The organism is Enterococcus massiliensis, from assembly GCF_001050095.1.
Classification (GTDB): Bacteria; Bacillota; Bacilli; order Lactobacillales; family Enterococcaceae; genus Enterococcus_C; species Enterococcus_C songbeiensis.
The window spans coordinates 127,993-154,825 of sequence record NZ_CVRN01000006.1; the positions used below are offsets into that span (position 1 = coordinate 127,993).

General features: G+C 42.1%; 23 protein-coding genes. 13 read left to right on the forward strand and 10 right to left on the reverse strand.

Annotated features, from left to right (window positions below; translation table 11 throughout):
- The first annotated feature begins 5 nt into the window (after positions 1-5).
- Together BN1875_RS05400 and mnmA are read left to right on the forward strand one after the other, a co-directional pair.
- Positions 6-611 carry a metallophosphoesterase gene (locus tag BN1875_RS05400; protein WP_048603833.1) on the forward strand — a complete coding sequence of 202 codons (606 nt, stop codon included), beginning with the start codon at positions 6-8 and terminating at the stop codon, positions 609-611.
- Positions 612-759: 148 nt separating this feature from the next.
- Positions 760-1,878 (forward strand): tRNA 2-thiouridine(34) synthase MnmA, encoded by a 1,119-nt coding sequence (gene mnmA, locus BN1875_RS05405; protein WP_048603834.1) that lies wholly within the window; start codon positions 760-762, stop codon positions 1,876-1,878.
- 41 nt (positions 1,879-1,919) lie between these two features.
- Here the strand turns inward: mnmA and BN1875_RS05410 are convergent, their stop codons facing one another.
- A complete protein-coding gene (locus BN1875_RS05410; RefSeq protein WP_390622588.1) occupies positions 1,920-3,215 on the reverse strand; it encodes a multidrug efflux MFS transporter in 1,296 nt (431 codons plus the stop codon).
- A gap of 206 nt (positions 3,216-3,421) precedes the next feature.
- On the opposite strand from BN1875_RS05410, the gene BN1875_RS05415 reads away from it, so the two are divergent.
- Positions 3,422-3,799, forward strand: coding sequence for a DUF1033 family protein (locus BN1875_RS05415; RefSeq protein ID WP_048603836.1), 378 nt, complete (start codon positions 3,422-3,424; stop codon positions 3,797-3,799).
- Positions 3,732-5,801 (forward strand): DNA topoisomerase III, encoded by a 2,070-nt coding sequence (locus BN1875_RS05420; RefSeq protein ID WP_048603837.1) that lies wholly within the window; start codon positions 3,732-3,734, stop codon positions 5,799-5,801. The genes BN1875_RS05415 and BN1875_RS05420 overlap by 68 nt, the downstream gene beginning before the upstream one ends.
- A gap of 47 nt (positions 5,802-5,848) precedes the next feature.
- On the opposite strand, the gene BN1875_RS05425 is transcribed toward BN1875_RS05420, so the two are convergent.
- The 8 genes from BN1875_RS05425 to BN1875_RS05460 all read right to left on the reverse strand — a co-directional run bounded on the left by BN1875_RS05425 (position 5,849) and on the right by BN1875_RS05460 (position 15,376).
- Positions 5,849-7,609: an ABC transporter ATP-binding protein gene (locus BN1875_RS05425; RefSeq protein ID WP_147570581.1), complete on the reverse strand. Its 1,761-nt coding sequence runs from the start codon at positions 7,607-7,609 to the stop codon at positions 5,849-5,851.
- A 12-nt stretch (positions 7,610-7,621) separates the two neighbouring features.
- Positions 7,622-8,461, reverse strand: coding sequence for a sugar phosphate isomerase/epimerase family protein (locus BN1875_RS05430; RefSeq protein WP_048603839.1), 840 nt, complete (start codon positions 8,459-8,461; stop codon positions 7,622-7,624).
- Positions 8,448-9,143, reverse strand: coding sequence for a rhamnogalacturonan acetylesterase (locus BN1875_RS05435; protein ID WP_048603840.1), 696 nt, complete (start codon positions 9,141-9,143; stop codon positions 8,448-8,450). The genes BN1875_RS05430 and BN1875_RS05435 overlap by 14 nt, the downstream gene beginning before the upstream one ends.
- 33 nt (positions 9,144-9,176) lie before the next feature.
- Entirely contained in the window at positions 9,177-9,890 is a 714-nt protein-coding gene (locus tag BN1875_RS05440; RefSeq protein ID WP_048603841.1) for an alpha/beta hydrolase, read from the reverse strand.
- A 17-nt stretch (positions 9,891-9,907) separates the two neighbouring features.
- Positions 9,908-11,296, reverse strand: coding sequence for a glucuronate isomerase (uxaC, locus tag BN1875_RS05445; RefSeq protein ID WP_048603842.1), 1,389 nt, complete (start codon positions 11,294-11,296; stop codon positions 9,908-9,910).
- 82 nt (positions 11,297-11,378) lie between these two features.
- Positions 11,379-12,899, reverse strand: coding sequence for a UxaA family hydrolase (locus BN1875_RS05450; RefSeq protein ID WP_048603843.1), 1,521 nt, complete (start codon positions 12,897-12,899; stop codon positions 11,379-11,381).
- Positions 12,872-14,320 carry a tagaturonate reductase gene (locus BN1875_RS05455; protein ID WP_048603844.1) on the reverse strand — a complete coding sequence of 483 codons (1,449 nt, stop codon included), beginning with the start codon at positions 14,318-14,320 and terminating at the stop codon, positions 12,872-12,874. Before BN1875_RS05455 ends, BN1875_RS05450 begins: the two co-directional genes overlap by 28 nt.
- Before the next feature lie 66 nt (positions 14,321-14,386).
- Positions 14,387-15,376 (reverse strand): LacI family DNA-binding transcriptional regulator, encoded by a 990-nt coding sequence (locus tag BN1875_RS05460; protein ID WP_048603845.1) that lies wholly within the window; start codon positions 15,374-15,376, stop codon positions 14,387-14,389.
- A 262-nt stretch (positions 15,377-15,638) separates the two neighbouring features.
- Here BN1875_RS05460 and BN1875_RS05465 point away from each other — a divergent pair, with 262 nt between their 5' ends.
- On the forward strand, positions 15,639-17,774 hold the full coding sequence (locus BN1875_RS05465; protein WP_048603846.1) for a helix-turn-helix domain-containing protein: 2,136 nt from the start codon (positions 15,639-15,641) through the stop codon (positions 17,772-17,774).
- Between the two features lie 48 nt (positions 17,775-17,822).
- Here BN1875_RS05465 and BN1875_RS05470 read toward each other — a convergent pair whose 3' ends face one another.
- Positions 17,823-18,713, reverse strand: coding sequence for a carbohydrate ABC transporter permease (locus tag BN1875_RS05470; RefSeq protein ID WP_048603847.1), 891 nt, complete (start codon positions 18,711-18,713; stop codon positions 17,823-17,825).
- Between the two features lie 269 nt (positions 18,714-18,982).
- Between BN1875_RS05470 and BN1875_RS05475 the strand changes: the two genes are divergently transcribed.
- The 8 genes from BN1875_RS05475 to BN1875_RS05510 all read left to right on the forward strand — a co-directional run bounded on the left by BN1875_RS05475 (position 18,983) and on the right by BN1875_RS05510 (position 26,807).
- Positions 18,983-19,957, forward strand: coding sequence for an ABC transporter permease (locus BN1875_RS05475; RefSeq protein WP_048603848.1), 975 nt, complete (start codon positions 18,983-18,985; stop codon positions 19,955-19,957).
- Between the two features lie 15 nt (positions 19,958-19,972).
- On the forward strand, positions 19,973-20,593 hold the full coding sequence (locus BN1875_RS05480; protein ID WP_048603849.1) for a YesL family protein: 621 nt from the start codon (positions 19,973-19,975) through the stop codon (positions 20,591-20,593).
- A gap of 68 nt (positions 20,594-20,661) precedes the next feature.
- Complete coding sequence (locus tag BN1875_RS05485; RefSeq protein ID WP_048604179.1) at positions 20,662-21,729, forward strand: glycoside hydrolase family 88/105 protein; 1,068 nt, start codon at positions 20,662-20,664, stop codon at positions 21,727-21,729.
- A gap of 15 nt (positions 21,730-21,744) precedes the next feature.
- Positions 21,745-23,076, forward strand: coding sequence for a glycoside hydrolase family 28 protein (locus BN1875_RS05490; protein WP_048603850.1), 1,332 nt, complete (start codon positions 21,745-21,747; stop codon positions 23,074-23,076).
- A complete protein-coding gene (locus tag BN1875_RS05495; protein WP_048603851.1) occupies positions 23,066-23,953 on the forward strand; it encodes a dienelactone hydrolase family protein in 888 nt (295 codons plus the stop codon). Before BN1875_RS05490 ends, BN1875_RS05495 begins: the two co-directional genes overlap by 11 nt.
- Positions 23,923-24,849 (forward strand): pectinesterase family protein, encoded by a 927-nt coding sequence (locus BN1875_RS05500; protein ID WP_048603852.1) that lies wholly within the window; start codon positions 23,923-23,925, stop codon positions 24,847-24,849. Before BN1875_RS05495 ends, BN1875_RS05500 begins: the two co-directional genes overlap by 31 nt.
- Positions 24,839-25,291, forward strand: a complete 453-nt coding sequence (locus BN1875_RS05505; protein ID WP_048603853.1) for a DUF4064 domain-containing protein — start codon at positions 24,839-24,841, stop codon at positions 25,289-25,291. The genes BN1875_RS05500 and BN1875_RS05505 overlap by 11 nt, the downstream gene beginning before the upstream one ends.
- Positions 25,242-26,807 carry a glycoside hydrolase family 43 protein gene (locus BN1875_RS05510; protein ID WP_048603854.1) on the forward strand — a complete coding sequence of 522 codons (1,566 nt, stop codon included), beginning with the start codon at positions 25,242-25,244 and terminating at the stop codon, positions 26,805-26,807. Before BN1875_RS05505 ends, BN1875_RS05510 begins: the two co-directional genes overlap by 50 nt.
- Positions 26,808-26,833: the final 26 nt, after the last annotated feature.

A 26,833-nucleotide genomic window follows, 5' to 3' on the forward strand; every position in this document is an offset into this window, starting at 1 on the left:
AAGCGATGAAATTTTTTACCGGTGATACCCATTATTTTCACGACTCGCTTTTAGGAAAAAACGATTTTGCTCCCCGTTTGTTTAAAACAACGGAAAAAATGCACGAAACGATGATTCACAATTGGAATTTAGTGGTGGAGGATAAAGATACAGTCTATCATCTCGGCGATGTCGCCATGCATCCAAACTATGAGGCGGGTTTTCCGGAAATTTTAGCAATCCTCAGCCAGTTGCGGGGAAAAATTGTTTTTATCAAAGGAAATCATGATACACGGGATTTTTTTAAGTATTTGGCTGAAAATGATCCGAAAACAAGTACAGGTGAAAATAAATTTGCCTTTGAAGATGTGGGTGTATTATTGAAGTTCAATCACCACCAATATTATTTGACCCATTACCCGATGTTGTTGGGAACCACCAAAAATATTCGCAATCTTCATGGGCATATCCATCATTACAGTGTGCCGATTCCAGAAAATATAAATGTTGGCGTGGATGCACCGGAGCTGAATTTTTTACCGGGAAAAATGCCTTTTGGAACACCGATTTCTGAGAATCAAATCGATCAGATTGCTGCAGAAAAAGCAGCAGAGTTGGCGAAATTACGCTGAGAAATGCTTCCTGCTTTCTAAAAATATCCAAAGAAAATCTTCAACAAGTGAATTTCTCACCGTTCTGTTGTATAATGGCAGATACTGAAAAGTTGCGACCTTCAAATCGTAGAGTTTTCGGAATCTAGATTGAAATGATGGTGAGAACATGGCAAACAGCCAAACACGTGTGGTTGTCGGCATGAGCGGCGGGGTAGACTCGTCGGTAACGGCCCTTTTGCTGAAAGAGCAAGGGTACGATGTCGTAGGAATTTTTATGAAAAATTGGGACGACACGGATGAAAATGGTGTGTGTACGGCAACGGAAGACTACAAAGATGTAGCCAAAGTTGCGGCACAAATCGGAATTCCTTATTATTCGGTGAATTTCGAAAAAGAATATTGGGATCGGGTATTTGAGTATTTTCTGGCAGAATATCGTGCCGGCAGAACCCCAAATCCAGATGTAATGTGCAACAAAGAAATCAAATTCAAAGCCTTTTTGGACTATGCGTTGGAATTAGGTGCAGATTATGTTGCGACAGGTCACTATGCACAAGTCGAAACAGATGAAAACGGCGTGGTGCATATGCTCCGTGGCGTGGATCAAAACAAAGATCAAACCTATTTTTTAAGTCAATTGTCTCAAGAACAATTAAGTAAAACCATGTTTCCTCTTGGAGGAATGGAAAAATCAGAAGTTCGAGCAATTGCAGAACGGGCGGGTTTAGCAACCGCAAAGAAAAAAGATTCTACAGGCGTTTGCTTCATCGGTGAAAAGAATTTCAAACAATTTTTAAGCAACTATCTGCCTGCTAAAAAAGGCAAGATGATTACCCTTGACGGGGAAGAAAAAGGCGATCACGATGGGTTGATGTATTATACCATCGGACAACGTCAAGGCCTTGGAATCGGTGGTGGCGGTGCCTCCCACGAACCTTGGTTTGTGGTAGGAAAAGATTTGGCGACGAATACTTTGTATGTGGGTCAAGGTTTCCATCATCCAGCATTGTACGCGGATCGTTTGGATGCCAGCGAAATTCATTTCACCACTAACGGAACAAAGGAAACAGAATTTAAGTGCACGGCTAAATTCCGTTACCGTCAACAAGATGTTCCTGTGACTGTTCGTTTACTTGAAGGCGATCGGGCGGAAGTGATTTTCGACGAACCTGTACGAGCAATTACTCCGGGACAGGCTGTTGTATTTTACGATGGCATGGAATGTTTAGGCGGCGGGTTGATTGATCACGCCTACCAAGCAGAAAAAGTATTGCAATATGTATAAGTAGAAAAACGTTCCAGAATCTTAAATTCTGGAACGTTTTTTTAGTGATGCTCAATCATTTCTCTTTTGTCTTCTGATAAATCGTCCTCTGCTTCGGTAGATGAAACAGCACCAGACTCTTTTTTGATTTCCGCAGTATTGTGTCGAACCAATAAAAAGTTGGCTAACACCAATAAGGAAGTGGAAACGAAAACCCCACGATAGCCCAGCATACTGGAAACGGAGGAACCAATCAGGGGACCCACAACATTTCCGGTAGCCTGAAAGGATTGATTGTAGCTGAAAATTCGACCGGCAGCTTGGTGAGGAGAATATTTAGTGATTAAGGACTGGACTGCCGGTAGCAAGCAGGCGTCAGAAATACCAATCAAAAAGCGCAACCCCGCCAATTGCCAAACGTTCGTAACAATCGCCATTGGCAGATAGACCACCATCGCCATCAATAATCCGATTGCCAAGATACGCTCACTGCCGATTCGATCTCCTAATCGCCCGAAGCGTGGAGCCGCAATCAACGTAGCAATACCGGGAATTGATGCGATTACTCCGCTGATTAAGGTGACGTTTCCGTGTCCGTGGAGTAATTGTCGAATGTATAAACTGATAATCGGACTGATGGAATTATTTGAAGCTTGAATAATCATTGTAGTGATAAACATACCGATAATGACATGGGGGTACTTGAGATTTTTTAAAATTGCTTTTGCCGGTTGCATGTCCTTTTTTTCTACCGGGGTAAATTCTTCATGAACCATAAACAAACTGAGCAGAAAAACAATGAATAAAATGCTCGATGTGATGAAAAAAGTTGGACGATACCCGAATGCCGAAGCAGTGATCCCTCCTAAAAGAGGACCCAGCAATGTTCCAGTAACGGAGCCGGTTGCCAACGTTCCCAGCACTTGCCCGCTTTTTTCTCGTGGTGTCCCGGTGGCAACCAAAGCAGTGGCATTGCTGATGTAGCCAGAAAAAATTCCTTGCAAAAAACGCAACGCAACCAATTGATATACTGAAGTAACAAAGCCCATTAAACCGATTACCACAGCCATTCCTAAAGATGCCCGTAGAAGCATCAACTTACGTCCTTTTTGATCGGCTAATTTGCCCCACCAAGGAGAGATGATTGTGGTGACTAAAAACGTGGAAGAAAAAGTGATGCCGCTCCAAAAATTTAATTCTTGATTGGAAAAGTGACCTAAAGTATCTATGTACAGCGACATGAAGGGCATGACAAGACTAAAGCCGATTCCAGCCATAAATGTACCAAACCACAAAACCTGCAGATTTTTTTCCCAAACAGCCCGCGGACGATACAACTGGTATTTAATTTTGTTGATCAAAAAAAAGCCTTCTTTCTTAAATTTCTGCCTTTATAGCATAAATCAGAATTTTCTTTCCGGCAAGTCTCAAAATTATGGTAAACTATTCTTTGTAGGAAAAAATTAAGAGAATCGCAAGGAATTTTTGTAAGTAAGGCACATTTCTTGCTTATAGAAATGTTAGTGAGTAAGATGAACTCGTAAAACAAACGGGGAGCGATGAAATGTATCAAGTAATCATGATGTATGGAGACAATGAACCATGGTGGTTTTTCGAGGATTGGCGCAAGGATATTGTCAGAGAAGCATCTTTTGCGACCTTTGAAGAAGCCCAGGCTTTTTTTGAGCATGAATGGTATCTCCAAAAGGATCAATTCAGCCAAGTAAATGGCAAACAAAATTATCTCTTTGCTTTTTGGAATGAAGGAGACGAACGCTGGTGTGAAGAATGCGATGATTATTTGCAACAGTATACCGGCTTGGCTCTTTTAAAGGATTATCAACCAGTAGCAAAGGAAAGCGGAAAGGAATTTTATGAAACAATTAATTCTAGCGGAAAAGCCAAGCGTTGCCAAAGACCTAAGCAAGGTATTGGGCGCTAATCAAAAATACAAAAACTATTATGAGGGACCCAATGTTATTGTGACTTGGGCCCTTGGTCATTTATTGGGTTTAAAAATGCCGGAAGATTTAAACAAAGACTGGCAAACTTGGCAAATGGAAACATTGCCGATGATTCCTAAACAGTTGGGTATCAAACCATTACCAAAAACCGGGCATCAGTTAAAAGCCATCAAACAATTGGCACAGCGAAAAGATGTTAGTGAAGCTGTAATCGCCACCGATGCTGGACGGGAAGGGGAATTGGTTGCTCGTTGGATTTTAGAGTGGGTGCGTTTTGATAAACCGGTCAAGCGGTTATGGATTTCTTCGCAAACCGACAAAGCCATCAAGGAAGGCTTTCGCAAGCTTGCTCCGGCAAAAAACTACGATACATTGTACCAGTCAGCAATTGCCCGTGCCAAGGCAGATTGGCTCGTAGGCTTGAATGTGACGCGGGCGTTGACAGTGAAATATCAAGACAATTTAAGTGCCGGTCGGGTGCAGACACCGACCTTGGCATTGGTGCGGGAGCAAGAAAAACAAATCGAATCCTTTCGTCCGCAAACCTATTATGTTATCGAATTAGCGGTAGGGGATGAAACGGCGCGCATGGTGCAAAAAAATCCCTACCAATTAAAAGAACGGGAAATCGCACAACAATTGGTAAATCAAATGAGTCAACAAAATGGTCGTGTAGAAACGGTGGAAGAGAAAGTCAAAACGGAAGCTGCACCATTGCCGTATGACTTGACAGAGATTCAACGAGAAGCTAATTCTCGTTACGGCTATTCTGCGAAAAAAACCTTGTCACTGGTCCAAAGTTTGTATGAAATCCATAAAATCGTGACCTATCCACGAACAGACAGCAAGTATTTGACAGAAGACATGAAAGATACGATGCAGGAACGTTTGCAGGCGGTTAGTGATTTTGCGCCGGAAGTCAAACAATACCTTAAAAATCCACGGGTCGTTCAGCAAAAAGTGTTCAACAACAGCAAAGTTTCAGATCACCATGCGTTGTTGCCTACCGAGCAGCGCCCCCGCTATGAAAAATTATCAACCGATGAACAACGTATCTACACGATGATTGTACAGCGCTTTTTGATGCTGTTTGCGGCAAATCATAAACGGAAACAACAAAAAGTAACGGTGTCTTTTGGAAAAGAAAACTTTCTTTTTACCAATAACACTGTGATCGAAGCCGGATGGAAGACAGAAACCGTCAAAGAACACTCGGTGGATTGGCAGGAAGGGCAGCGAATCAAACCGAATTTTGCCATCAAAAAAGAATTGACTTCACCACCAAAACCATTGAATGAAGGTACGCTTTTAGCAAAAATGGAAAAATTCAATCTTGGTACGCCAGCTACACGGGCGGAAATCATTGAAAAATTAATCAAATCGGAATTGATGGAACGAAGCAACAGCAATCTGACAGTCTCGCCAAAAGGCAAACAACTCCTATCTTTAGTCAATCCTTCTCTGGTCACACCGGAATTGACGGCAAAATGGGAAAAGGAACTGGAATTGATCGCCAAAGGCAGTTATTCCAGTCAGAAATTTTTGCAGCAGATTGAAAAAGATACCCAACAATTAGTGAAAGAAATCAAACAAAGTGACAGCACCTACCAGGATTTTTCTTTGACCCAAAAGAAATGTCCGGAATGTGGTTCCTTTTTGAAAGAAAAAAATACCCGAGACGGCAAGATTTATGTGTGTTCCAATAGTGAATGCAGCTATCGCCGCCGCAAAGAGCCTAAGCTATCCAATCATCGTTGCCCGCAATGCCATAAAAAAATGGAAATCATTGAGGGGAAAAACGGTTCTTTCTTTAAATGCAAATTCTGCTCTATCACGGAAAAAATTCCTGATAAAAAAGAGCGCAACAAAAAAGTCAGCAAGCAAGAAGAACGTCGCCTATTGAAAAAAATCAACCAACAGGCAGAGCCGGAAGAAAGTCCTTTAGCCGCTGCTTTAAAAGCCGCTATGGAGAAGAAATAGACTAAAAAAGCAGTTGTTCCTACCGATTGATGGGAACAACTGCTTCTTTAATTAATTTGAGATTGAAATTGCTGATAAAACAGTCCTTTTTGTGCCATTAATTCTTCAAAGGTGCCAAATTCATGACAGCTACCATTTTTGATGACTGCAATTTTGTCGGCGTCACGAATCGTTGACAGGCGATGGGCAGCAATAAACGTCGTTTTGCCTTTAGTTAATTTGTTTAAGGCTGTTTGGATTTTCTTTTCCGAAAGATTGTCCAAAGCAGAAGTTGCTTCGTCCATGAAAATAATTTGAGGAGAACGAAGCAATGCGCGGGCAATTGCCAAACGTTGCCGCTGTCCACCAGAAAGTTTGTCACCGTGCTCCCCAATCTGTGTATGCAAGCCATGGGGGAGTTGTAAAACTACTTCCCATAAATTTGCAGTTTTTAAGGCGGTTTCAATTTGTTTTGGGGAGATATTTTTTAACCCGTAGGTCAGATTTTCTTGGATGGTTCCTGAAAATAAAATCGTATTTTGCAAAACGACGGCAATGAAGCGCCGATAAGAACGCAGGTCTAATTTGTTCATTTCCTGTCCATCTAAAAGTAATCGCCCTTCGGAAGGTTGAATAAAACCAATCAATAAACTTAAAATCGTTGATTTTCCGGAACCAGATTCACCGACTAAGGCAATCGTCTCACCCGCCTTTACGGTAAAGCTCAACTGTTCTAAAACTGGCTGAGGGGAAAGCGGATAGGAATAACCGACTTGCTGAAAGGTAAAGGCACCAGAAACCCTCACAACTTTTTGTTTGCCGCGGTAAGTTTCGATTTCACCTGAAGTCAAAATTTCCCCAATTGAACGAACCGATTCCATTCCCTTTGAAATGGTGGGAATCAAAGTAATCAAGCTGGAGACGGAATTGACGACTGTTGTGAAATAGGTTTGATACAATACGACATCTCCTGCTGGAATTCTTCCTTGCAGCGCCATTGAGCCGGTAAAAACCAAACAGAGCAGTTGGAAGGCCTGAAAACTTGCCCAACTGACAGAACCAAATGTCGATTGCAAAATATCCAGAGAGAATCCTTTTTGATAAATTGCTTGAAAATGATTTCCCAAGCGTTGCATTTCAGTAGTCTCTAAGGCGTGTGCCCGCACGATTGGCGCTAATTCGATGGCTTCGACTACTTTAGCAAATGTGTGTTCCATTTCCTGTCGAAAGTCACTATTTTGTTTTTTAATTCGCTTACGAAAAAAAACAATAATTAAAGCTGCAATCGGTACGGTCAATAAAAAGAAGAGAAAAACGATGGGGCTTTTGTACAAAGTAATCGCCAATGCCACCACTAAATTGATCAAGATATTCAGACTGCTGGAAAAAATTTGGGAGGAGAGGGTTTGGACCGCTTCGACATCCCGCATGATTTTTGACTGCAGCTGACCGGATTGGAGCTCCTTTTGGTAAATAATCGACAATTCCTGCAATTTTTCGATCAAGGCTGCCCGCAAATTTGCCTCCACTTGCCGAATGGAGAGACTTTGAAATTTGATATGAAAATAATTCGAAAAAATATTTTGCCCGACTAAAAAAAGCATTACCAAGGCATTGATGTAGATGGTTTGCAACTTGCCGTCTGGAGCAATTGCGGCATTGATTACATTGGCGATGGCAAGAGGCATCACCCAAGCTGGAATGTGTTTGATTAGAAACAATCCGCCGGACAGCGCTAATTTAGGATAGTTTCCTTTATAAAGGTAAAGGAGTGTTTTAAAAGGATCAGCAGTATTATTTTCGAAACTTTTTTGAACAGGATTCATCAGACGAAAGCCCTCTTATAAAACATCATAGTGTCGTCGCAGTACTTCTAGCGCATAGGGGAGATGATCTTCTGTGGTTGCTTCCAAACTGGCAAACATAGCAGGACGTTGATGTTTTAAAAACCGCAGGACTTCTGTATAATCCATGCGCCCGGTTCCCACTGGTACAATCTTGATTTTATTGTCTATGACTTGAAAATCTTTTAAGTGGACAACTTCGATGACATCCTGTAAATCTTCCAATGCCTCGGCAATCACCCGTTCCTGTTGCAAGTAATTATCTGGACGCATCAAATTAGCCGGATCGAAAATGATTCGCAGGTTGGGAGACTGCACTTCCTCCACTAAGCGTTTTGCTAATTGACTGGTGTATAATGGATGGTTTAGTCCGGCTTCGATTCCCACCATCACTTGGAGATTTTCTGCCGTTTTGACCATTTCAATCACAGATTCTCGAGCAGCAACATAGGCTTCTTCGGTAAAATTTTCTACAGTATAGCCTTGTGTGACACTACCGGTTTCTGTCCCAACCAAAGGTGCATGAAAGGCTGCTGCCAATTGCAGGTGGTGCTTGAATTGGTCAACTGCCTGTTGCCGAATTTTTTTATCACGGGAAGAAATATTGACGTAACAGCCTAAAACGGAAAGTTTGACTTCTTCTTTTGCAAAGGTATCTCCTAAAAAGCGGGCAGTTTCTTCGGTAAGTTTGGATAAATCAGGCACTAAATTGGGAAAGGATTTCTTTGGGGCAAAGTGGATATTTTTTAGTTGATACGTTTTTAATTTAGTGACCAGTTCCGCAGGGGTTGATGCAACAAGATCGTGGGCACGAATCCCCAGATTAAATGTAGACATGGCTTCTCCTTTTTAGACTTTCTTTTAAGGGACAATCCGTTTTTTGTAACTCATCGACCACTAACTGAGCAATCCATTCTGCTCCGGCTTCGTTTAAATGGGTATTGTCCTGAACACCTTCTGGATAAGTCGAAAATTCACCAGGTGTACCGTGAAGATAAAGCTTCTTTGTTTCATCTTGTTTTTTTTGCTGGAGACTTTCCTGAGATTTAGTAAAAAGATCCAACAATAAAATTTTTTGTTCCAGCGCTAGTTGTTTCATGGCTTCTGGGTAATCACCAAGTGTCAGTGGATCAAGCGTGCCATTTGGCAGATACATTCGGCGGGTAATCGAAGTCAAAAAAATCGGTGTTGCCCGTTTTTTTCGGGCAACATCGGCAAAAAGCTGTAAATTTTTCTGATACGTATCGAAAGGGTTCGTTCCTCGAGTGGGATCCTCTTTTTGATCATTATGTCCAAATTGAATCAAGAGATAGTCACCTGTTTGAATTTCTTTTTCAATGGTTTTCAAGCGTCCTTCAGCAAGAAATGATTTGGTACTCCGTCCGTTTTGGGCATGGTTTTTGATAGTTATTTCAGAGGTGAAAAAATCGCCTAGTTTTTCTCCCCAACCGGTTTCCGGTCGCTTTTCGGGGATTTTTTGTGCTGCGGTGGAATCACCAGCAATAAAAATTTGAGTCATGGGTTCCTCCCTAGAAAATGTTTTAAGAAAAGACTAGAATTGTCGCAGCCATGTTTCGGCTAGATGTACCCATTGATAGGAAGGGTGGGTAGGATCATCCATCCCTAATCCATGGGGACCGGTTGGAAATAAATGCAGCTCGTAAGAAATGTTGTGTTTGCTTAACGCAGTGGCAAGAGACAAACTGTTTTCTACTGGAACGGCTTGGTCGGTGACCGTGTGCCAAATAAAGCAAGGGGGCGTATTTGAGGTAACTAACTGATTCAAGGAGTAATCTTTTTTCATCAGAGGATCACCATAAAATTGCCGGGCACTTCCTTCGTGGGCAAAAGAGCCGTTGACAAAGGTAACCGGATAGGCCAAAAGCAGTCCATCAGGTTTTTTCTCTCCAATCATTCCTATGAGACCGGCAAGATGGCCGCCGGCAGAAAAGCCAACGGCGACAATCTTGTCGATTTTTGGATCAGTGCGTAATTGTGCCATCACATCAGCCACTTCCTCTACTACGTGGCTGGGAATGAAGGGATCAAGCTGATAGGTCAAGATTGCGGTATGCCATTCCTGCGTTTGGCCCCATTTACTAATGGTGGTGCCTTCTTTTTTGATTGCAAGATGCTCGTAACCACCACCGGGGAAAATCAACAGACAGTTGCGTTTTTCTTCGTCGTGGTAGCACAAATGCAAACTGGTTTCTTTGGGCTTTTGAAAGCTTGGGTCTTTTTCTAAGTGGTCAATAAACAATTTCATTGCTTCGCCTTCTTTGATTAAAAATGAAAGTAGTTGGCAGCGTTGTGGTAACTGATGGCTTCCACTAAGTTTCCTAAAAGTTCTTCATCTTCCGGTGCTTCACCACGAGTGACGATTTCACCGATAAATTCACAAAGGACCCGACGGAAATATTCATGACGGGTATAGGAAAGAAAACTACGGGAGTCTGTCAGCATACCTACAAAGTTTTGTAGCGCACTGCCATCAGCAAATTGGGTCAATTGGTCCCGCATACCAGCTCTGGTGTCATTGTACCACCAGCCGGAGCCCAGCTGCAGTTTGCCGGCAGTTTCTTTTTGGAAGCAGCCCATTAATGCCACCAATACAGGGTAATCATTTGGATTTAAGGAATACAAAATCGTTTGCGGCAATTGATCTGTCTGTTCCGCACGGTCCAATAATTTTTGCAACGGAATGGTTAGGGAAAGATCGTTGATGCCATCATAACCGGTATCCGGCCCTAATTGGGCAAGCATCGCTGTATTGCAATTACGGTACGCATGAATATGTAGTTGCATGGTCCAACCATGTTGATGGTAGGCTTGGAATAGACGAACCAGCGTTTCTGTCCGATAACAAGCTTCTTCTTCCGGCGTTAATTGTTTGTGTCTCAAAGCTTTTTGCAAAATTTTTGTCAACGTGTCTTCATCTGCCTGCTGATAAGTCAGCACGTCCAACGCATGATCCGACAACCGACAGCCAAATTCGTGAAAATAATCGATTCGTTTAATTAAGCAAGTGATTAGTTCACTAAAGGTTGTGATTTCGGCAGCACAAACATCGGCTAATCGTTGAATATACTCAGCAAAATCTGGTTTGGTGATATTTAAGGCTTTATCTGGTCGGAAGGTCGGTAAAACCGTGAAACGATTTTCTTCTTCAGCCAGCTTTTTATGAAAAACTAGATCGTCAACGGGATCATCTGTGGTACAAACGATTTTTACCTGACTGTTGGCGATGATGTTGCGACGTCGAAAGGCAGGGGATGCCAGTTGTTCATTGGCCTTTTCCCAAATTTCCGGGGCATTTTTTTCATTGACCAGCAAATCGATTCCAAAAAAGCGTTTCAGCTCCAAGTGGGTCCAACTGTACAGCGGATTGCCGATAATTTTTGGCACGGTTTGACACCATGCCATGAATTTTTCGTAATCGGTGGCGTTACCGGTGATTAAGTGTTCGCTGACGCCGCAAGCCCGCATGAGCCGCCATTTGTAGTGATCGCCACCAAGCCAGGCTTCTGTCAGATTTTTGAAATTTTGGTTTTCATAAATTTCTTTTGGTTCTAAATGGCAATGGTAATCAATGATCGGCATTTTTTTTGCGTGATCGTGAAACAATTTCTTTGCCCAATCGGTACTTAATAAAAAATCATCTGCTAAAAACATGTTTTTTCCTTCTTTCTGATAAAAATAGTCGGACTATTTTTTTGTCTGTGAAAATGTAGGACTGGGGGAAGCCAGTTGGTGATTATAAGGTAACGCCGTTTTTGAAAATTGCGACTTCCCGGACATCATTCTCTTCGTTTCGGGTAGTTTCGCCACTGGCTACCGCAATGATTTTTGCGATAAAGTCATCTAAAACTTCAGTCATCGGTTTTTCCAAAAGCTGACCAGCATTGAAGTCCATCCAATGGGTTTTACGTTGATAAATATCGGTGTTGGTGGCGATTTTCATCGTTGGGACATAGGCACCAAAAGGAGTGCCCCGACCCGTGGTAAACAAAACAAGATGACAGTCGGCAGAAGCCAAAGCGGAAGCCGCAACCAAATCATTGCCGGGACCTTCCAATAAACTTAAGCCGCTTTTTTTAATTTTGTCGCCATAATGCAGAACATCCACAACAGCGGAAGTACCGGATTTTTGCGTACAGCCCAGCGATTTATCTTCCAATGTCGTGATTCCCCCAGCTTTGTTTCCTGGTGACGGATTTTCGTAAACAGGTTCGCCATAAGAAAGAAAATAGCTCTTAAAGTCGTTAATCAAATGAACAATCTGATCAAAAACTTCTTGGTTTTCTGCCCGAGCCATCAAGACTTGCTCAGCACCAAACATTTCCGGTACTTCCGTCAAGACGGTACTGCCGCCTTGTGCCACTAGAAAATCAGAAAAAGCTCCCAGCAACGGATTGGCGGTGATTCCAGAGAAGCCGTCAGAACCGCCGCATTTTAAGCCGACATTCAATTCACTTAAAGAAATTTCTTCTCGGTGATCGTCACTGCAAGCCAGTAATAATTCTTCTAATAACACCACACCGGCTTCAATTTCATCTTCGACTTCTTGTGCGACTAAAAATTTTACACGGGCAGGATCAAAAGCGCCTAATTTTTTCTTAAATTCAGGAATCGTATTGTTTTCACAGCCCAAACCAAACACTAAAACAGCGCCGGCGTTAGGATGCTTCACGGCATCAATCAAAACAGTCCGAGTATTTTGATGGTCCTGTCCAAGTTGGGAACAGCCATAGGGGTGTTTTAAAATTGTCAGATTATCAAATGGACCAAAATCCGAATGCCGCCGTTTGAATTCCTGCAAAATCAATTCTGCCATGCCATTGATACAGCCAACAGTGGGAACAATCAGCAAATCATTACGAATACCAACTTTTCCATTTGCCCGCCGATACCCTTTAAAGGTTAGATTTTTTTGGGGATAGGTAGTTGGATGCAGATCTGGTTCATAGTGATAGTCCAGCTCACCGGAAAGATTGGTTTTAACATTGTGAGTATGCAACCAATCGCCTTGTTGGATTAATTCCGTGGCGTGCCCGATTGGGTAGCCGTACTTTACGATATTTTCATTGGGCTGGATGACATTTAGTGCGATTTTATGCCCTTGAGGGATGTCTTGGTTGGCAATGAGAGTCTGTTGATTGATGGTCAATTCGCTGCCTTTTTCGATGGGATGTAAAGCAACGGTCACATTGTCCCGATCATGCAGTTTTAGCAGATCGGCTTTTTGGGTTAATGTTGAAACTGAGGTTGTTTCCATATGTTTTCTCCTACATTTTTATTTAATTCCTGAACTAAAGCTCGACTACCGGAAGTATCAATGACGGTCATCATTTGACGAATCGTTTCAGACAATGCAGGAACTTGGCTTAAATCCTGCTGCCATAAATCAGATTGCTGCAATAAAAATTCGACTGGATCGGAGGCTTCACTAAAGACCTGTTTAAACAATGCTAAAACATGGGCATCGTCTTGAGGCTTTGGACCATCTCCTCGGTAGCAAACGAACAGGGCGCTTAAAGCCGCCACGATTCCAGTTGGCAAGGTTTGTGTTTGTTTTTGGTAACGAAGCAGGATTGGCAACAGTCGTGCAGTAAATTTTGAAACGCTGTTTAACGCAATTGAAGTCAGTTCATGACGGACAAAAGGATTTTTAAAGCGTTCTTTGATTTGTGCTGCATAAACTTCCAATTCTTCTTTAGGTAAATCCAACATTGGAATCAGTTGTGTGTCAAAAAGCTGATCGATAAAAACGGAGAAATCAGCATCCTGCATCACTTCTTCAACGGTTTCCAAACCTGCCAATAACCCAAGAGGCACCATTGCAGTGTGAGGACCGTTCAGCAAATGGACTTTTCTTTCCCGATAAGGCGTCATGTCTTCCGTAACGACAACATTTAAGCCCGCCTTAGCTAATGGCAGGGATTCCTTTAGGGAGGCAGGACCTTCGATTACCCATAACAAAAAGGGTTCTGCTTTGACCATCAGCTGGTCTTCGTAGCCATGCTGTGCATTTAATTCTGCCGCTCGATCACGAGGATAACCGGGAACGATTCGATCCACTAAGCTGCAGCAAAAAGTATTTTCATTTTCCAACCATTCAGAAAAATCTTTTTCCAACTCCCACAAAGCGATATATTGTTGAATGATTTGTCGTAATTTTTCTCCGTTACGGTTGATCAACTCGCAAGGAATAATCGTAAACCCTTTTTTTCCTAACTGGTAGCGGCGGAAAAGCAGGGCAGTTAATTTTGCCGGGAAACTTTTTGGCGGCTGATCCGTCAACTGATCGGTTTCGTCAAAAGCAATTCCCGCTTCAGTTGTATTAGAAACGATAAATTCCAATGCATCATTTTCCGCAAGATCTAAATAAGCTTGCCATTCTTGGTAAGGATTGATGACCCGATTAACGGTGGTAATAATCTCAGATGTATTAACAATTTCTCCTTCTAAAAGCCCTTCCAAAATGACCGTATACAAATTGTCTTGTTTTTCCAGCAGAGTACCTAATCCCTGATTGATAGGCTGAACCACAACGGCACTCCCATTGAAGTGTCCGGCTTTGTTCATTTGCTGCAATTGCCAATCAAAAAAGCCCCGCATAAAGTTGCCTTCACCAAATTGAATGACCTTTTCTGGATAAAAAGTAAATTCTTGATACTGCTTGTTTAATTGTTTCATAAGTTCCTCCTGTCTGCACACGTTAACATAAAATTTATATTTTTTCCCCTTCCAAGTTCGAAGGGGCTAAATAACGGAATCACGTATTTCTAATGAGGTGTCGATCAAAATTTGTTTTTCTTGAACGACTTCTTTTTGGATCAAATGCAACAACGCTTGAGTGCCCACCTGACTGATTTTCATCACTGGTTTGCGAATGGTTGTCAGTGCCGGAGAGGTGTAGTGGGTAAAAGGAATCCCATCAAATCCCATCAAGGAAATATCCTCCGGTACATGTAATCCATGGGCATGGCAAGCTTTTAGAGCCCCGATGGCCATATCATCATTGGAGCAAAAAATTAATTTTGGTACTTGAGAAAGCTGCAGCAGCTTTTCGCAGGTGATGCGTCCGCTTTCGATACTGTAATCACCGACTGCAACCCATTCTGGACGAAACGGAATCGTGTGTGCCGCTAAACTATCAAGATAGCCTTTTTTTCGTTCAATAGTGGAACGAAAGCCTTTTTTGCCTTCGATAAAACCAATTTCACGAATTCCTCGAGCAATGGCATATTCCATTCCTTGGAGGACTCCTTGGCGATCGTTGCTGGTGACACTAACAAAATCTTTCGGGTCTGCCTGACGGTTCAAAATGACAAACGGAATTGCGGCTGTTTGCAGTGCCGTAATGAATTGATCGTCTTGATCAGTTTGGCTCATAACGATGACCCCGTCAAAACGTTGCAGTGAAAGAAAATCAAAATTTTTAAGGGTATCGATCCCTTTGACGGAAAGATTGTATTGATCCGGCAAAACGGAATTGATGCCTTTAATAACTTCTACTAAAAAACTATCACTGGTTCCATGTTCCAGAGAGGAAAAAAACAGCCCAATCATAAAGGAACGCTGCGTCACCAAACTTTTTGCATTGACGTTGGGCACATAATTTAATTCCTCTGCGATTTTATGTATTTTTTCTTTCGTTTCGGGACGAATCAACGAACTGTTATTTAATGCTCGTGAAACGGTCGTGTGAGAAACGCCGGCAATTTTTGCGATATCTTTGATAGTAACCATTTTGTGACGCTCCTCTCTGTACAAAAATAGCATATAGTGAAATGAGTAAAATGTCAATACAACAATGATGCACACGTTAAAATGATTATATAAAAAAGACCTTGTGATATTGTTTCAATGTGATAGAATGAATGAGATGAGAAAATGATTATTTAATTCCCAGTAAAAAGTAAAGGAGTCTGTCGATGAAAATAAGGCAAAGATTTAATCATTCCGGTTTTTTTATAGTATTTTTATCCCGGTTTTTCTTGTAGGAATGTTGATGATCATCAGCTTCAGTATTTACACCTACCAGAAAACCTACCAGACAATTCAAGAAAATTTAATTGAAGATCGAGCCAGTAACCTTCAGCAAATCAAAAACAACATAGAACAAAAGGTAAAAACCGTTGAATATTCTTTCTCTACATATAGTACCACCAGCAATTTTCAAAAAATTATCGCCAAACCCCTCACTTACCGCAGCTACACAGATGTTCGTGAAGTCACTTCTCAGCTTGCCTATATTAGTGTGATGGGAATTGAAAACGCCTCCTATGAATTGATCAGTCTTGAACAATCTTGGCGGATCGCCAATGGCTCGCTGTCATTTTTGACGGAGGAAGAAAAAAATGAAATCGATCAAATGACGCGGGACAGTTCTTCCTATCTTTTTTGGCAGCCGAAGAAAAAAAGTATTCAGATGTTTATTTCTTTGCCGATTTTTAAAACCAGCCGTTCTGCGGTGGGACGAGTGACAATTCCTAAGACGACCATCAATCAATTACTGACAGGCTCACAGGAACAGCTGCTTGATATTTACACGTATGATGGGCAGCAGTTATTTGCCAATAAAGAAAGTCTGTCGAAAAAACAGCAGCAGATTCTTAATCAGACAACGGATAAAAATGGAACTTTTAGTAATGAAGCCGGAGATATTTACCTGTACAGCAAATCTGATTACAACCAGTGGGTCTATGTTTCCCGACTGACCCATCAGCAGGTGACCGGCGCAATTAGAAATCTGGTGATTGGTTTAGTTGCAATTACTTTTGTGGTTCTCATTTTGCTGGTATTTGTTTCCTATCTGGTGGCTAACCAAGCAGCTCGACCTTTGCGGGAAATTCGGGATCGCTTGGAAGTCCCGCGAACACCCGGCGGACGAAAAGCAGAAATCAATCAGATTCTTGGAGGGATTGAAGAAATTGTCGTGCAAAACGAAGGCATGACCAACAAACTCAAGACCCAACAACCCGAGCTGGAAACTCTATTTATCCTCAACCTTTTTCGTAATCAAGTGGCGGTGGCGGATATTCCTCGACGTTTGGCACAATTTGGTTATTCGGAGGGAAAAGAATTTGTCACGTTGCTGATTCAAATCGATGATTTGGGTGGACGACAAGAAAGCACACGAGATATTCTACTTTTAGCTTTGGAAAAAGTCGTAGGAGAAATTCTACCGGCATCCGAGCGCTTTTTGCCCATCGTGTTGAATAATGACACTCAGGCAACGATTTTACAAATTTCAGAAGAGCAGTGGAAGCGTCAGATTATCACTTACTGTCAGGCGATTCGAAAAGCCGCCAAAGACTACCTGAAAATAAAAATCAGTTTTGGTATTTCACAGGTTTATGCGTCATTGGAAGAAAGCAAACAAGCAGTCGACAATGCGAAGGAGGCACTGCATTTTCGAATCAATCTGGGAGCAGAGGCATTGATTTTTTATGATGAGATTGCTCCACAGTTGGATGCAAACTCGGTTGTGAAATATCCGGTGGACGAAGAATTGCTGCTAAACGATGCGATGCGGGCCGGTGACCAGACAGGGATCGATCAGGCATTTTCAACCGTGATTACCAGTATTTTTTCTGCCAATCATACACCTATTACTATTGAGACGGCCTTGTTACGATTGGTAAACAATATCATTCAACTAGGACAGCTTTTAGGCGCAGATGCCGAAGTTTTCCAAAATAATCATCGGATTTACTTAGATGTGCTGAATAATGACAATCCTGAAAAAATCAAAGGATTGATTTACCACGCATTGATTTTGCCTATCGTGTCAACAATTCAGGATAAGACAGACCGGGAGATTCGTTCCCTGTCGCAAAAAATGGTTCACATCGTTCATCAGCAATATGATCAAGAAATATCTTTAGACATCATTGCCGATCAGCTTCATTACAATCCCAATTATTTAAGCAGTGTGTTTAAAAAAGAAATGCAGTCCAACTTCGGGGATTACTTGCAAAATTATCGGCTATCTGTTGCTAAGGATTGGCTTATCAACACGAATTACACCATCAAAGAATTATCTGAGAAACTCCAATACAACAATCCGCAAAACTTTATCCGTTTCTTTAAAAAGCGGGAATGTATGACGCCAGGCGAGTATCGTAAACAGTTTAAAGCATAAAAAAGGTTGTGATGTCACCCGCGTGACACCACAACCTTTTCAATTGATCTATCCTTTGACGGAACCGATCATTACTCCTTTGACAAAATAGCGTTGTACAAAAGGATAAACGATCAGCATTGGCAAAGTAGCCAGCATGATGACAGCCATTTTTACGGATTGTGCAGGAGGAACGACATCAAAGCCGGAAGCATCGGCGTTCATTCCGCTAGAGACGATGACAATCTGTCGCAACAATACTTGGATCGGCCATTTGTCAGAGCTGGTGATGTAGAGAATGGCTCCTTGATAGGTGTTCCAGTAAGTGACTGCGTAAAACAAAGAGATAGTAGCAATAGATGGCAGAGATAAAGGCAAAATGATTCGGAAGAACACGCCCCAGTCGGTACAGCCGTCCATTTTTGCGGATTCTTCCAAACTGTCTGGAATTCCTTGGAAGAAGTTTCGCATGATAATCATGTTGTAGGCACTAATTGCTCCCGGTAAAATCAAGGACCACAGAGAATCAATCAATCCTAATTGTTGCACCAAAATAAACATCGGAATCATACCACCGCTGAAAAGCATCGTGAAGACTACCATAAAGTTGATAATTTTTCTGCCGTGCAGGTATCTACGAGAGAGTGCATAGGCCATAAATGAAGTTAGAACCATGCTGACAAAAGTCCCCACCACTGTGACGAAAAGGGATACGCCGATACTTTTAAAAATCGTAGGTGTAGAAAGAATGTAGCGATAGGCATCCAAGGTAAAGGTTCGCGGGATCAGGATGAAAGGACGAGTTGAGATTTCTCCTGCTGTTGCGAAAGAACTAGCCAAGATGTTCAAAAAGGGCAGTAAACACATAAGAGAAAAAATAACTAGGAAGGCGATAATCAAGCCCTGCACGATTTTTTCACTAGTTGAAACGCGAATCTTCTTTTTTATTGTTGTTTCCATATTAAGAACCTCCAAATTCTTTTTAAAGCAATAAAACGTTTACAAATTGACTTTAGCATCCCCCTTTCATGACGTATATAATCACCTTTACAGATGCTGAAATGAAGAAAAGACCGTCAGTTTTCAACCGAAAGAAAAAAACACGAAAAATCTGTGTTATAACAAGGTTTCTTTTGGGAAAAGAGTGAATGCGGTTACATTTGTAATGAGATGATTATATACGTAATGAACCATCACAACGTATGCTAGGACTATCAATAAAGAAAGAAATGGAGGAAATCATTGTGGAAACATCCGTTGTGATTGAACAAACAAAAAAACAAGAAAAAATTCGTGCACGAAAAAAGAAATGGGCGCAGATACGAACCAATAAATGGTTGTATGCGATGGTCCTACCCGGTGTGTTATATTTTGTTATTTTCAAATATATCCCTATGACCGGACTTGTCATTGCTTTTCAAGATTATCAACCATTTTTAGGAGTCATGGGGAGTCCTTTTGTCGGTGTTAAACATTTTATGCGATTATTCACGGAAGACACTTTCCGATTACTGATGCAAAACACGCTGGCTGTCTTTGGTTTGAATATCGCATTTTCTTTTCCTTTCCCTATCATTTTGGCATTGATGTTGAATGAATTGCGCCAAGAAAAATTGAAAAAAGGCATTCAAACAATCATCTATTTGCCTCATTTTATGTCATGGGTAATCGTTGTTTCGATTTTTTATGTGTTACTGACAACTGAAGGCGGCGTGATCAACAACTTAATTGAAGCACTTGGCGGCGAACGAATTTCCTTCCTAACAAGCCAAACGTGGTTGCGGCCGATGTATATCTTCCAACAAATGTGGAAGGGCGCTGGTTGGGGGACAATCGTGTACTTAGCAGCCATCACAAATGTAGATGAACAATTGTATGAAGCAGCTGAAATGGACGGTGCCGGAAAATTACGGAAAATGTGGCACATCACATTGCCTTGTATCCGACCAACAATTGTTACCTTGCTGATTCTAAAAATCGGAGATGTGCTGGAGCTTGGATTTGAGCATATGTTCCTATTAATGAATTCAATGAACAGAGAAGTAGCACAAATTTTTGATACCTATGTGTACACAGCCGGTATTCAAAATGGACAGCTGAGCTATTCCACAGCAGTTGGTTTGTTTAAAGGTTTAGTCGGACTGCTCCTCGTAGTTATGGCAAATAAATTAGCGAAAAAAGTCGGCGAAGACGGCGTTTATTAAGAAAGGTGACACAAAATGACCCTCGAAAAAATCAATAAAATGAACGATGTGTTAATCGGGATTTTAAAAGTTGCCTATTTGAATCTATTGTGGCTGGTGTTTACTTTACTGGGATTGTTTTTTTTCGGCATTGGTCCGGCAACCTATGCCATGATGAAATACTATGACCGCTGGTTGCGGTTGAAAGAAGCTTTGCCGGTAACAAAAAGTTTCTGGTGTTTTTACAAAGAACGCTTTCGTCAATCCGTGGCAATCAGTTGGATCTATTTAGCTGTATTCGGTATTTTGTGGGTCAATTTGTTTTCATTGACTCAGTGGTACTTGCAGGCGGCAAATGTTGTGATTCTGGTGGTGGTTTTATTTTCACTGACGCATGTTTTTACTGTCATGGCAGCGACAAGTTTTAAAAAGATTTGGGAAGTTTTGCGGGGAGCAGCATTGTTGGGATTGGGGTATTTGCATTACACCATCATCAGCTGGACCGTTATTCTTGGCGGGTATGTGCTTTTAGCAAGAACCGCACCGGCAGTCGTTTTTCTTTTTGGTGTAGGTGGAGCAGGCTTTATTTTAGGCATAGCCGGAAAATTGATTTTGGAAGGATTTATGGAACCAGAGGAAGTACCAACAGAAATATAAACAAAGCACACAGATTTATTAATGGAGGGAACAAGGTGAAATTATCAGAAGTTGCACTAAAAACAACCATGGAACGTTATCCATCACTGCCGGAGGTCAAACGCTATCACGGTAAATGGTCTTATGACTTTGGGGTTGTCTTAAAAGGGATTCAGGCGGCCTATCAGCAAACTAAAGAGGAAAAGTATTTTAACTACATTCAAGAGACCATGGATTTTTTCATCCAGGAAGATGGCAGCATCAAAAACTATTCCTATGAATCTATGAATATTGATTACGTCAATAACGGCAAATTATTGTTCCTGCTGTATCAAGAAACCGGAGCAGAGAAGTACAAAAAAGCATTGGATACCTTATTTGATCAATTGCAGCATATGCCTCGTACCTCAGAGGGAGGATTTTGGCATAAAAAAATCTATCCATACCAAATGTGGTTAGATGGTTTATACATGGGAGCCCCTTTTTACGCAGAATATCTACTGACCTTTAAAAATGGAGAAGGTATGGAAGATGTTATCAAGCAGTTTGAGCTGTGCTATCGCCACACACTAGATGAAACCTCCGGGCTGCTTTATCATGCCTGGGATGAAAAGAAAGAACAATTTTGGGCAGATTCCAAAACTGGTGTGTCACCGAATTTCTGGGGCCGTTCAATGGGTTGGTTCATGATGGCGCTGGCAGATACGATGACTCTTTTAGAAGGAGAACAACAAGCAAAACTGCAAACCATGTTTATTGATTGTTTGACTGCATTGCAAAAAGTACAGGACAAACAAACCCATACGTGGTATCAGGTTTTGGATCAAGGAGCACGACACGGCAATTATTTAGAAGCCTCAGCTTCCAGCATGATTGTTTATGCAGCAGCAAAAGCATTGAAGGCTGGCTTGCTTGAAGAAAACTGGCGGGACTTTGTTAAAAAAAGTTATCAAGGTCTAGTGGATGAATTTGTTTTTTATACGGAAGAAGGCTGGATTAATTTGATCCGCAATTGTGAAGTCGCCGGTTTAGGAGGCGAGGACAAACGAGACGGTTCTTTCGTCTATTACATCAGTGAACCGATCATCACCAACGATTTCAAAGGCTATGGGGCATTCTTACAAGCAACAGTAGTTATGGAACCATTGAATCAATAATTGGAGGCTTGAAAAATGGTACAAACAAAGATTACAGATTTTGGTGCAACAACAGATGGAACGCTGGTCACAAAAGCAATCCAGCAGGCAATTGATCACACTGCCGCACAAGGTGGCGGTCGGGTCAGTGTACCGGTGGGAAGATTTTATACCGGTGCTCTTTTCTTAAAAGACAATATCGAGTTGCATTTGATGAACGGTGCAGTGCTGGTATTTTCGGACGATCAAGCAGATTATCCAGTAGTAACTTCTCGATGGGAAGGCGTGAAGCAGGAAGTATATGCTTCTTGTCTTTATGCAGAAAATGCCCGCAATATTGCGGTCACAGGCTTTGGAACTTTAGATGGTAATGGACAGAAATGGTGGCACGTGTTTCGAAATGAGCGGGAAAGTTTGCGCTATCCTCGTCCAAAACTGATTAGTTTTGATTCCTGTGAACGAATTACCTTGAAGGATTTTCAAGCAATCGATTCACCAAGCTGGACGATCAATCCGATTCTTTCGGAAAATATCACCATTGACAACCTCAGCATCAAAAATCCAGCTGATTCCCCGAATACAGATGGAATCGATCCGGAATCTTGCAAAAATGTCCGCATCAGCAATTGCAGCATCGATGTCGGTGACGATTGTATTGCGATCAAGGCAGGGACCGAGGATACGGCACAACGGGTTTCCTGTGAAAACATCACTATCACAAACTGTACGATGGTCCATGGTCATGGTGGTGTGGTTTTAGGTAGTGAAATGAGCGGAGATATCCGCAATGTCACTATCAGTAATTGTGTGTTTCAAGAAACCGATCGTGGCATACGGTTAAAATCTCGACGGGGTCGTGGGGGAATCGTTGAAGATATTCAAGTAAGCAATATTGTCATGGACAATGTCATCTGTCCTTTTATTTTGAACTTGTATTATTTCTGCGGTCCTCGAGGCAAAGAAAAATATGTATGGGATAAAAATCCGTATCCAATCACGGAAGAAACACCCGTGTTCCGTCGAATTCATTTTGCCGATATCACTGCAAGAAATGTTCACGCTTCCGCTGGGTTTATCTATGGACTGGCTGAACAATTTATTGAAGACATTACTTTCCACAACATTCATTTGTCTATGGCGCAACAAGCGATTCCAGGCCGTCCGGCGATGATGACGGGAATTGAGGATATGACGAAACAAGGCTTTTACCTCGGTTGCAGCAAAAATATTTTGTTTGACCGAGTAACGATGGAGGGCTGTGAAGGTCCGGCATTCCACATCGAAAACAGTCAGAAAATCGAAATTGTTCATTGCCGTGAAAACGGCGAACCAATCGTTTATGAAGAAGGCGTGACGGTTGACAACTAGAGAAAAACTCGTGGCATTTTTGGGAACACCGCTGACGGTAGAACCTAAAGCGCAACGATTGGAAAAACAGGTTTTTGAAACGTATACGCTAGAAACATTGCAACTGACGTTGAATACAGTAGAGACCGTACCTGCCTATTTCGCCTATCCTAATCAGAAAAAAGCGGCACCTCTTGTACTGTTCAACCATTCTCATGGAGGAGATTTTACACGGGGAAAAAACGAGCTGCTTCACAGTAGTGCGTATCTGCAACCGACTTCTTTTTTGGAAACCTTGATTGACGAAGGTTATGCCGTAGGGTGCATTGATATGTGGGGGTTTGGTGAGCGACAAGGAAAAAAAGAAAGTGAATGGTTCAAGGAATTTCTGGTCAAAGGTCACACACTCTGGGGCATGCGCCTGTTTGATAACCAACAGTTTTTGACGTATTTGCTGCAACGACCGGAAGTTGATGAAACCCGGGTCGGCACGATTGGGCTGTCGATGGGGGGATTAATGAGCTGGTGGTTGAGTGCAATTGATCAGCGAATCACCTGTTGCGTGGATCTTGCTGGACAGGTTGATTTGGCGGCATTGATCGAGCAGCGGGGATTGGATCATCATGGCTTTTATTATTATTTGCCGGGAATTTTAACGGCCTTTCAAACGATTGATATTCAACGGCTGATCCTTCCCCGTCCGCGATTAAGCATCGTGGGGCGGGAAGATCGCATGTGTCCGGCAAAAGGAGTCGCATTTTTAGATGACCAGTTGAAGGAAGCCTATGCTGCCAATGGCGTGCTGCCAAATTGGCAATCCTTGCAGTTAACGGGAGGACATCAGGAAACAAAGGAGATGCGAGAAGCATGGAAGCACTTTTTCCGAAAATGGCTGTAACAACGAAATATATTGGATCAGCAGCTTTTTGTGATTATCCAACAATCACAGCAGCTTTTCAAAAAGCACATTCCCATACGATTTTTTATCTATTGCCGGGAATTTATCAGGAAACACCACGACTGTATGGGAAAGAAATCCAGGTGATCGGTTTGGGGGAAGTCATCATTGAAGGCAAACTTTCCGCAAGGCAAAAAGATGCAAACGATAAGCCGTTAGGTACTTTTCAAACAGCAACTTTTTTCGTAAATGGGGAAGAAATTCTTCTAAAAAATTTGACGATTCGAAATGCCGCAGGTCCCGGTGAATGTGTCGGACAAGCCGTTGCTCTTTATCTTGAAGGCACGAAAATCACGGTGGAAAATTGTCACCTGCAAGGACATCAGGACACCCTTTGTCTAGGCCCCTTGCCGGAAAGCGATAAACATGGACGACCACTTCAAAGTCCATGGCGAGAAAAAATTTATGAGCAGCAACAGACGCGGTTTATCCAGTGTGAGATTGAGGGCACAGTTGATTTTATTTTTGGCGGTGGCAACGGACAGTTTATGCACTGCCTGTTAAAATCGCTGAAACGTGTGGATTCCGACACGTCCAATTATTTGACCGCAGCTTCCACTTGTAAAGGACAACCGGGATTTGTTTTTGAAAACTGCGTTGTAGTGGGTGAGCAACCTTACTTTTTAGGTCGTCCGTGGCGGCCGCACGCAGCAACCCGCTTTTCCCATTGTTTTTTTGATAAAAAATTAGCGCAAGAGGGGTGGGAGGACTGGAACAAACCGGAACAACGGCTGACCAGTCGTTATGCAGAAGAAAATTGCTGGTATGAAGCTTCCCCGAAAAGAGCAGCATGGATTACCTTCAAATCTAAGGAGGACAAACAAGATGAATCGTAAAATCGAAAAGGGATTGGGAATCGTCGGGATGGTGTTAGTGACACTTTTTCTGGGAGGATTTTCCGTCGTCATGAACCAGTTATCCACAGAAAGCTATCAAAAAATTTTTCAACCGGTTTTCAGTGAGGTAGTAAAAAATCTTTCTGTCGATGAGGGCATTCTATTATTTAAAACGCTGGGAGCCTGGTTTGCCATAACCATTGTCGTAGTCCTATTCGTAGGAGCGGCAGCCAGTTTGTTCATCACAAAAAATAAATACCCGAAATTAGCGGGAATTTGCTATTTCATTGCAGGACTTGCCGCATTGATTGGGAGTCAATTACTGGCTTTTCCTTTTGCCTTTTTATTCTTTGTAAGTTCAATATTATGTTTTTTCAGAAAGGATACTCTCAATGGTACAAACAACAATCAAGAACCCCATTCTGCGTGGGTTCAATCCTGATCCGAATATTTTACGGGTGGAGGACACGTATTATTTAGCCGTTTCATCTTTCGAATGGCTGCCGGGAATTCGAGTGTACACTTCTAAAGATCTGGTTAATTGGGAACATGAAACAGATATTTTGACCGACCAGGTGGAGTTGCAGGGCAATCCGCAAAACGGCAGCATTTGGGCACCGCAGATCAGTTATTGCGATGGACTGTTTTATTGTATTTATACGGATGTCAAAAGTACCCGTCGCCCCTTCAAAGATTGCCATAATTATTTGATTACCGCACCCAGTATCCATGGTCCTTGGCAGACACCAATTTATTTAAACAGCAGCGGATTTGATCCTTCCTTGTTTCATGATAATAACGGGAAAAAATGGCTGTTAAATGAAATTTGGGATTATCGAATGACCACTGGGAATAAATCAGCGGGGATTGTTTTACAAGAATACGATGCAAAAAAAGCTTGTCTAGTTGGTCCCGTACACAAAATTTTTGATGGGACACCATTGGCAAAAACAGAGGCACCGCATCTTTATCGTTACGGCGACTATTATTATTTGATTACAGCAGAAGGCGGAACCGGGAAAGATCATTCTGTTACAGTATGTCGTTCGAAAACACTCACAGGTCCGTATGAAGTTGATCCTGACTATCCCATGCTGACAGCCAGCGACAAACCGGATTCACCGTTACAATGTTCTGGACACGGCAGTATCATCCAAACGCCCCAAGGAAAATGGTACATGGCTTACTTGACTACCCGTCCACTGCTGGGTGCGGCGATTCTTGGCAGAGAGACAGCAATCCAAGAAGTCGTTTGGACAAAAGAGGGTTGGTTACGTTTAGCCAGTGGGAAAAATGCACCAGAGCTTACCACTACAATCGAAACAGCAGAACCCGTCACGCAAAAAATTCAAACGGATTTTTCTGATAATTTTAGCGGAAAATTAAAAAAAGAGTGGAACACTTTACGGATTTTGGCGGAAGAGACATGGTGTGACCTTCAAAGCCGACCAGGTTATTTACGCCTATCTGCCGGCGAATCGCCACAATCGTTATTTGACCACCATATTTTAGCAATTCGACAAAAAGATTTTGCCTTCGAAGCAAAGACCCGAGTCGATTTCGAGCCGCAAACTTTCAATCAAATGGCAGGCTTGCTCCTTTATTTAAATGATACCAACTATTTATATGCGTATGTGACTTACGAGGAGAATCAGGGGAAAGTGTTGCGTTTCATGCGTTGTGAAAATGGCGAATGCCATGTATCTGAAACAGCTATACCATTAACAGAGGCAACAACTTGCTTAAAAGTATCCGTCAATGGTCCGACCGGAAAATTCTATTATCGGGAAAATCAGAAAAATAATTGGCTGCCTCTTAATGAAGTACAGGACTTGTTATTTCTTGCCGGTGGGTTTACCGGAAATTTTGTAGGAATTGCTGTTCATGATATGGACAAAAAAGCTGGTTGTTTTGCTGACTTTGACTTTTTTGACTATCACGGGAATGACAGCGAATAAATAGTTATTTTAATCGGATGGAAAAG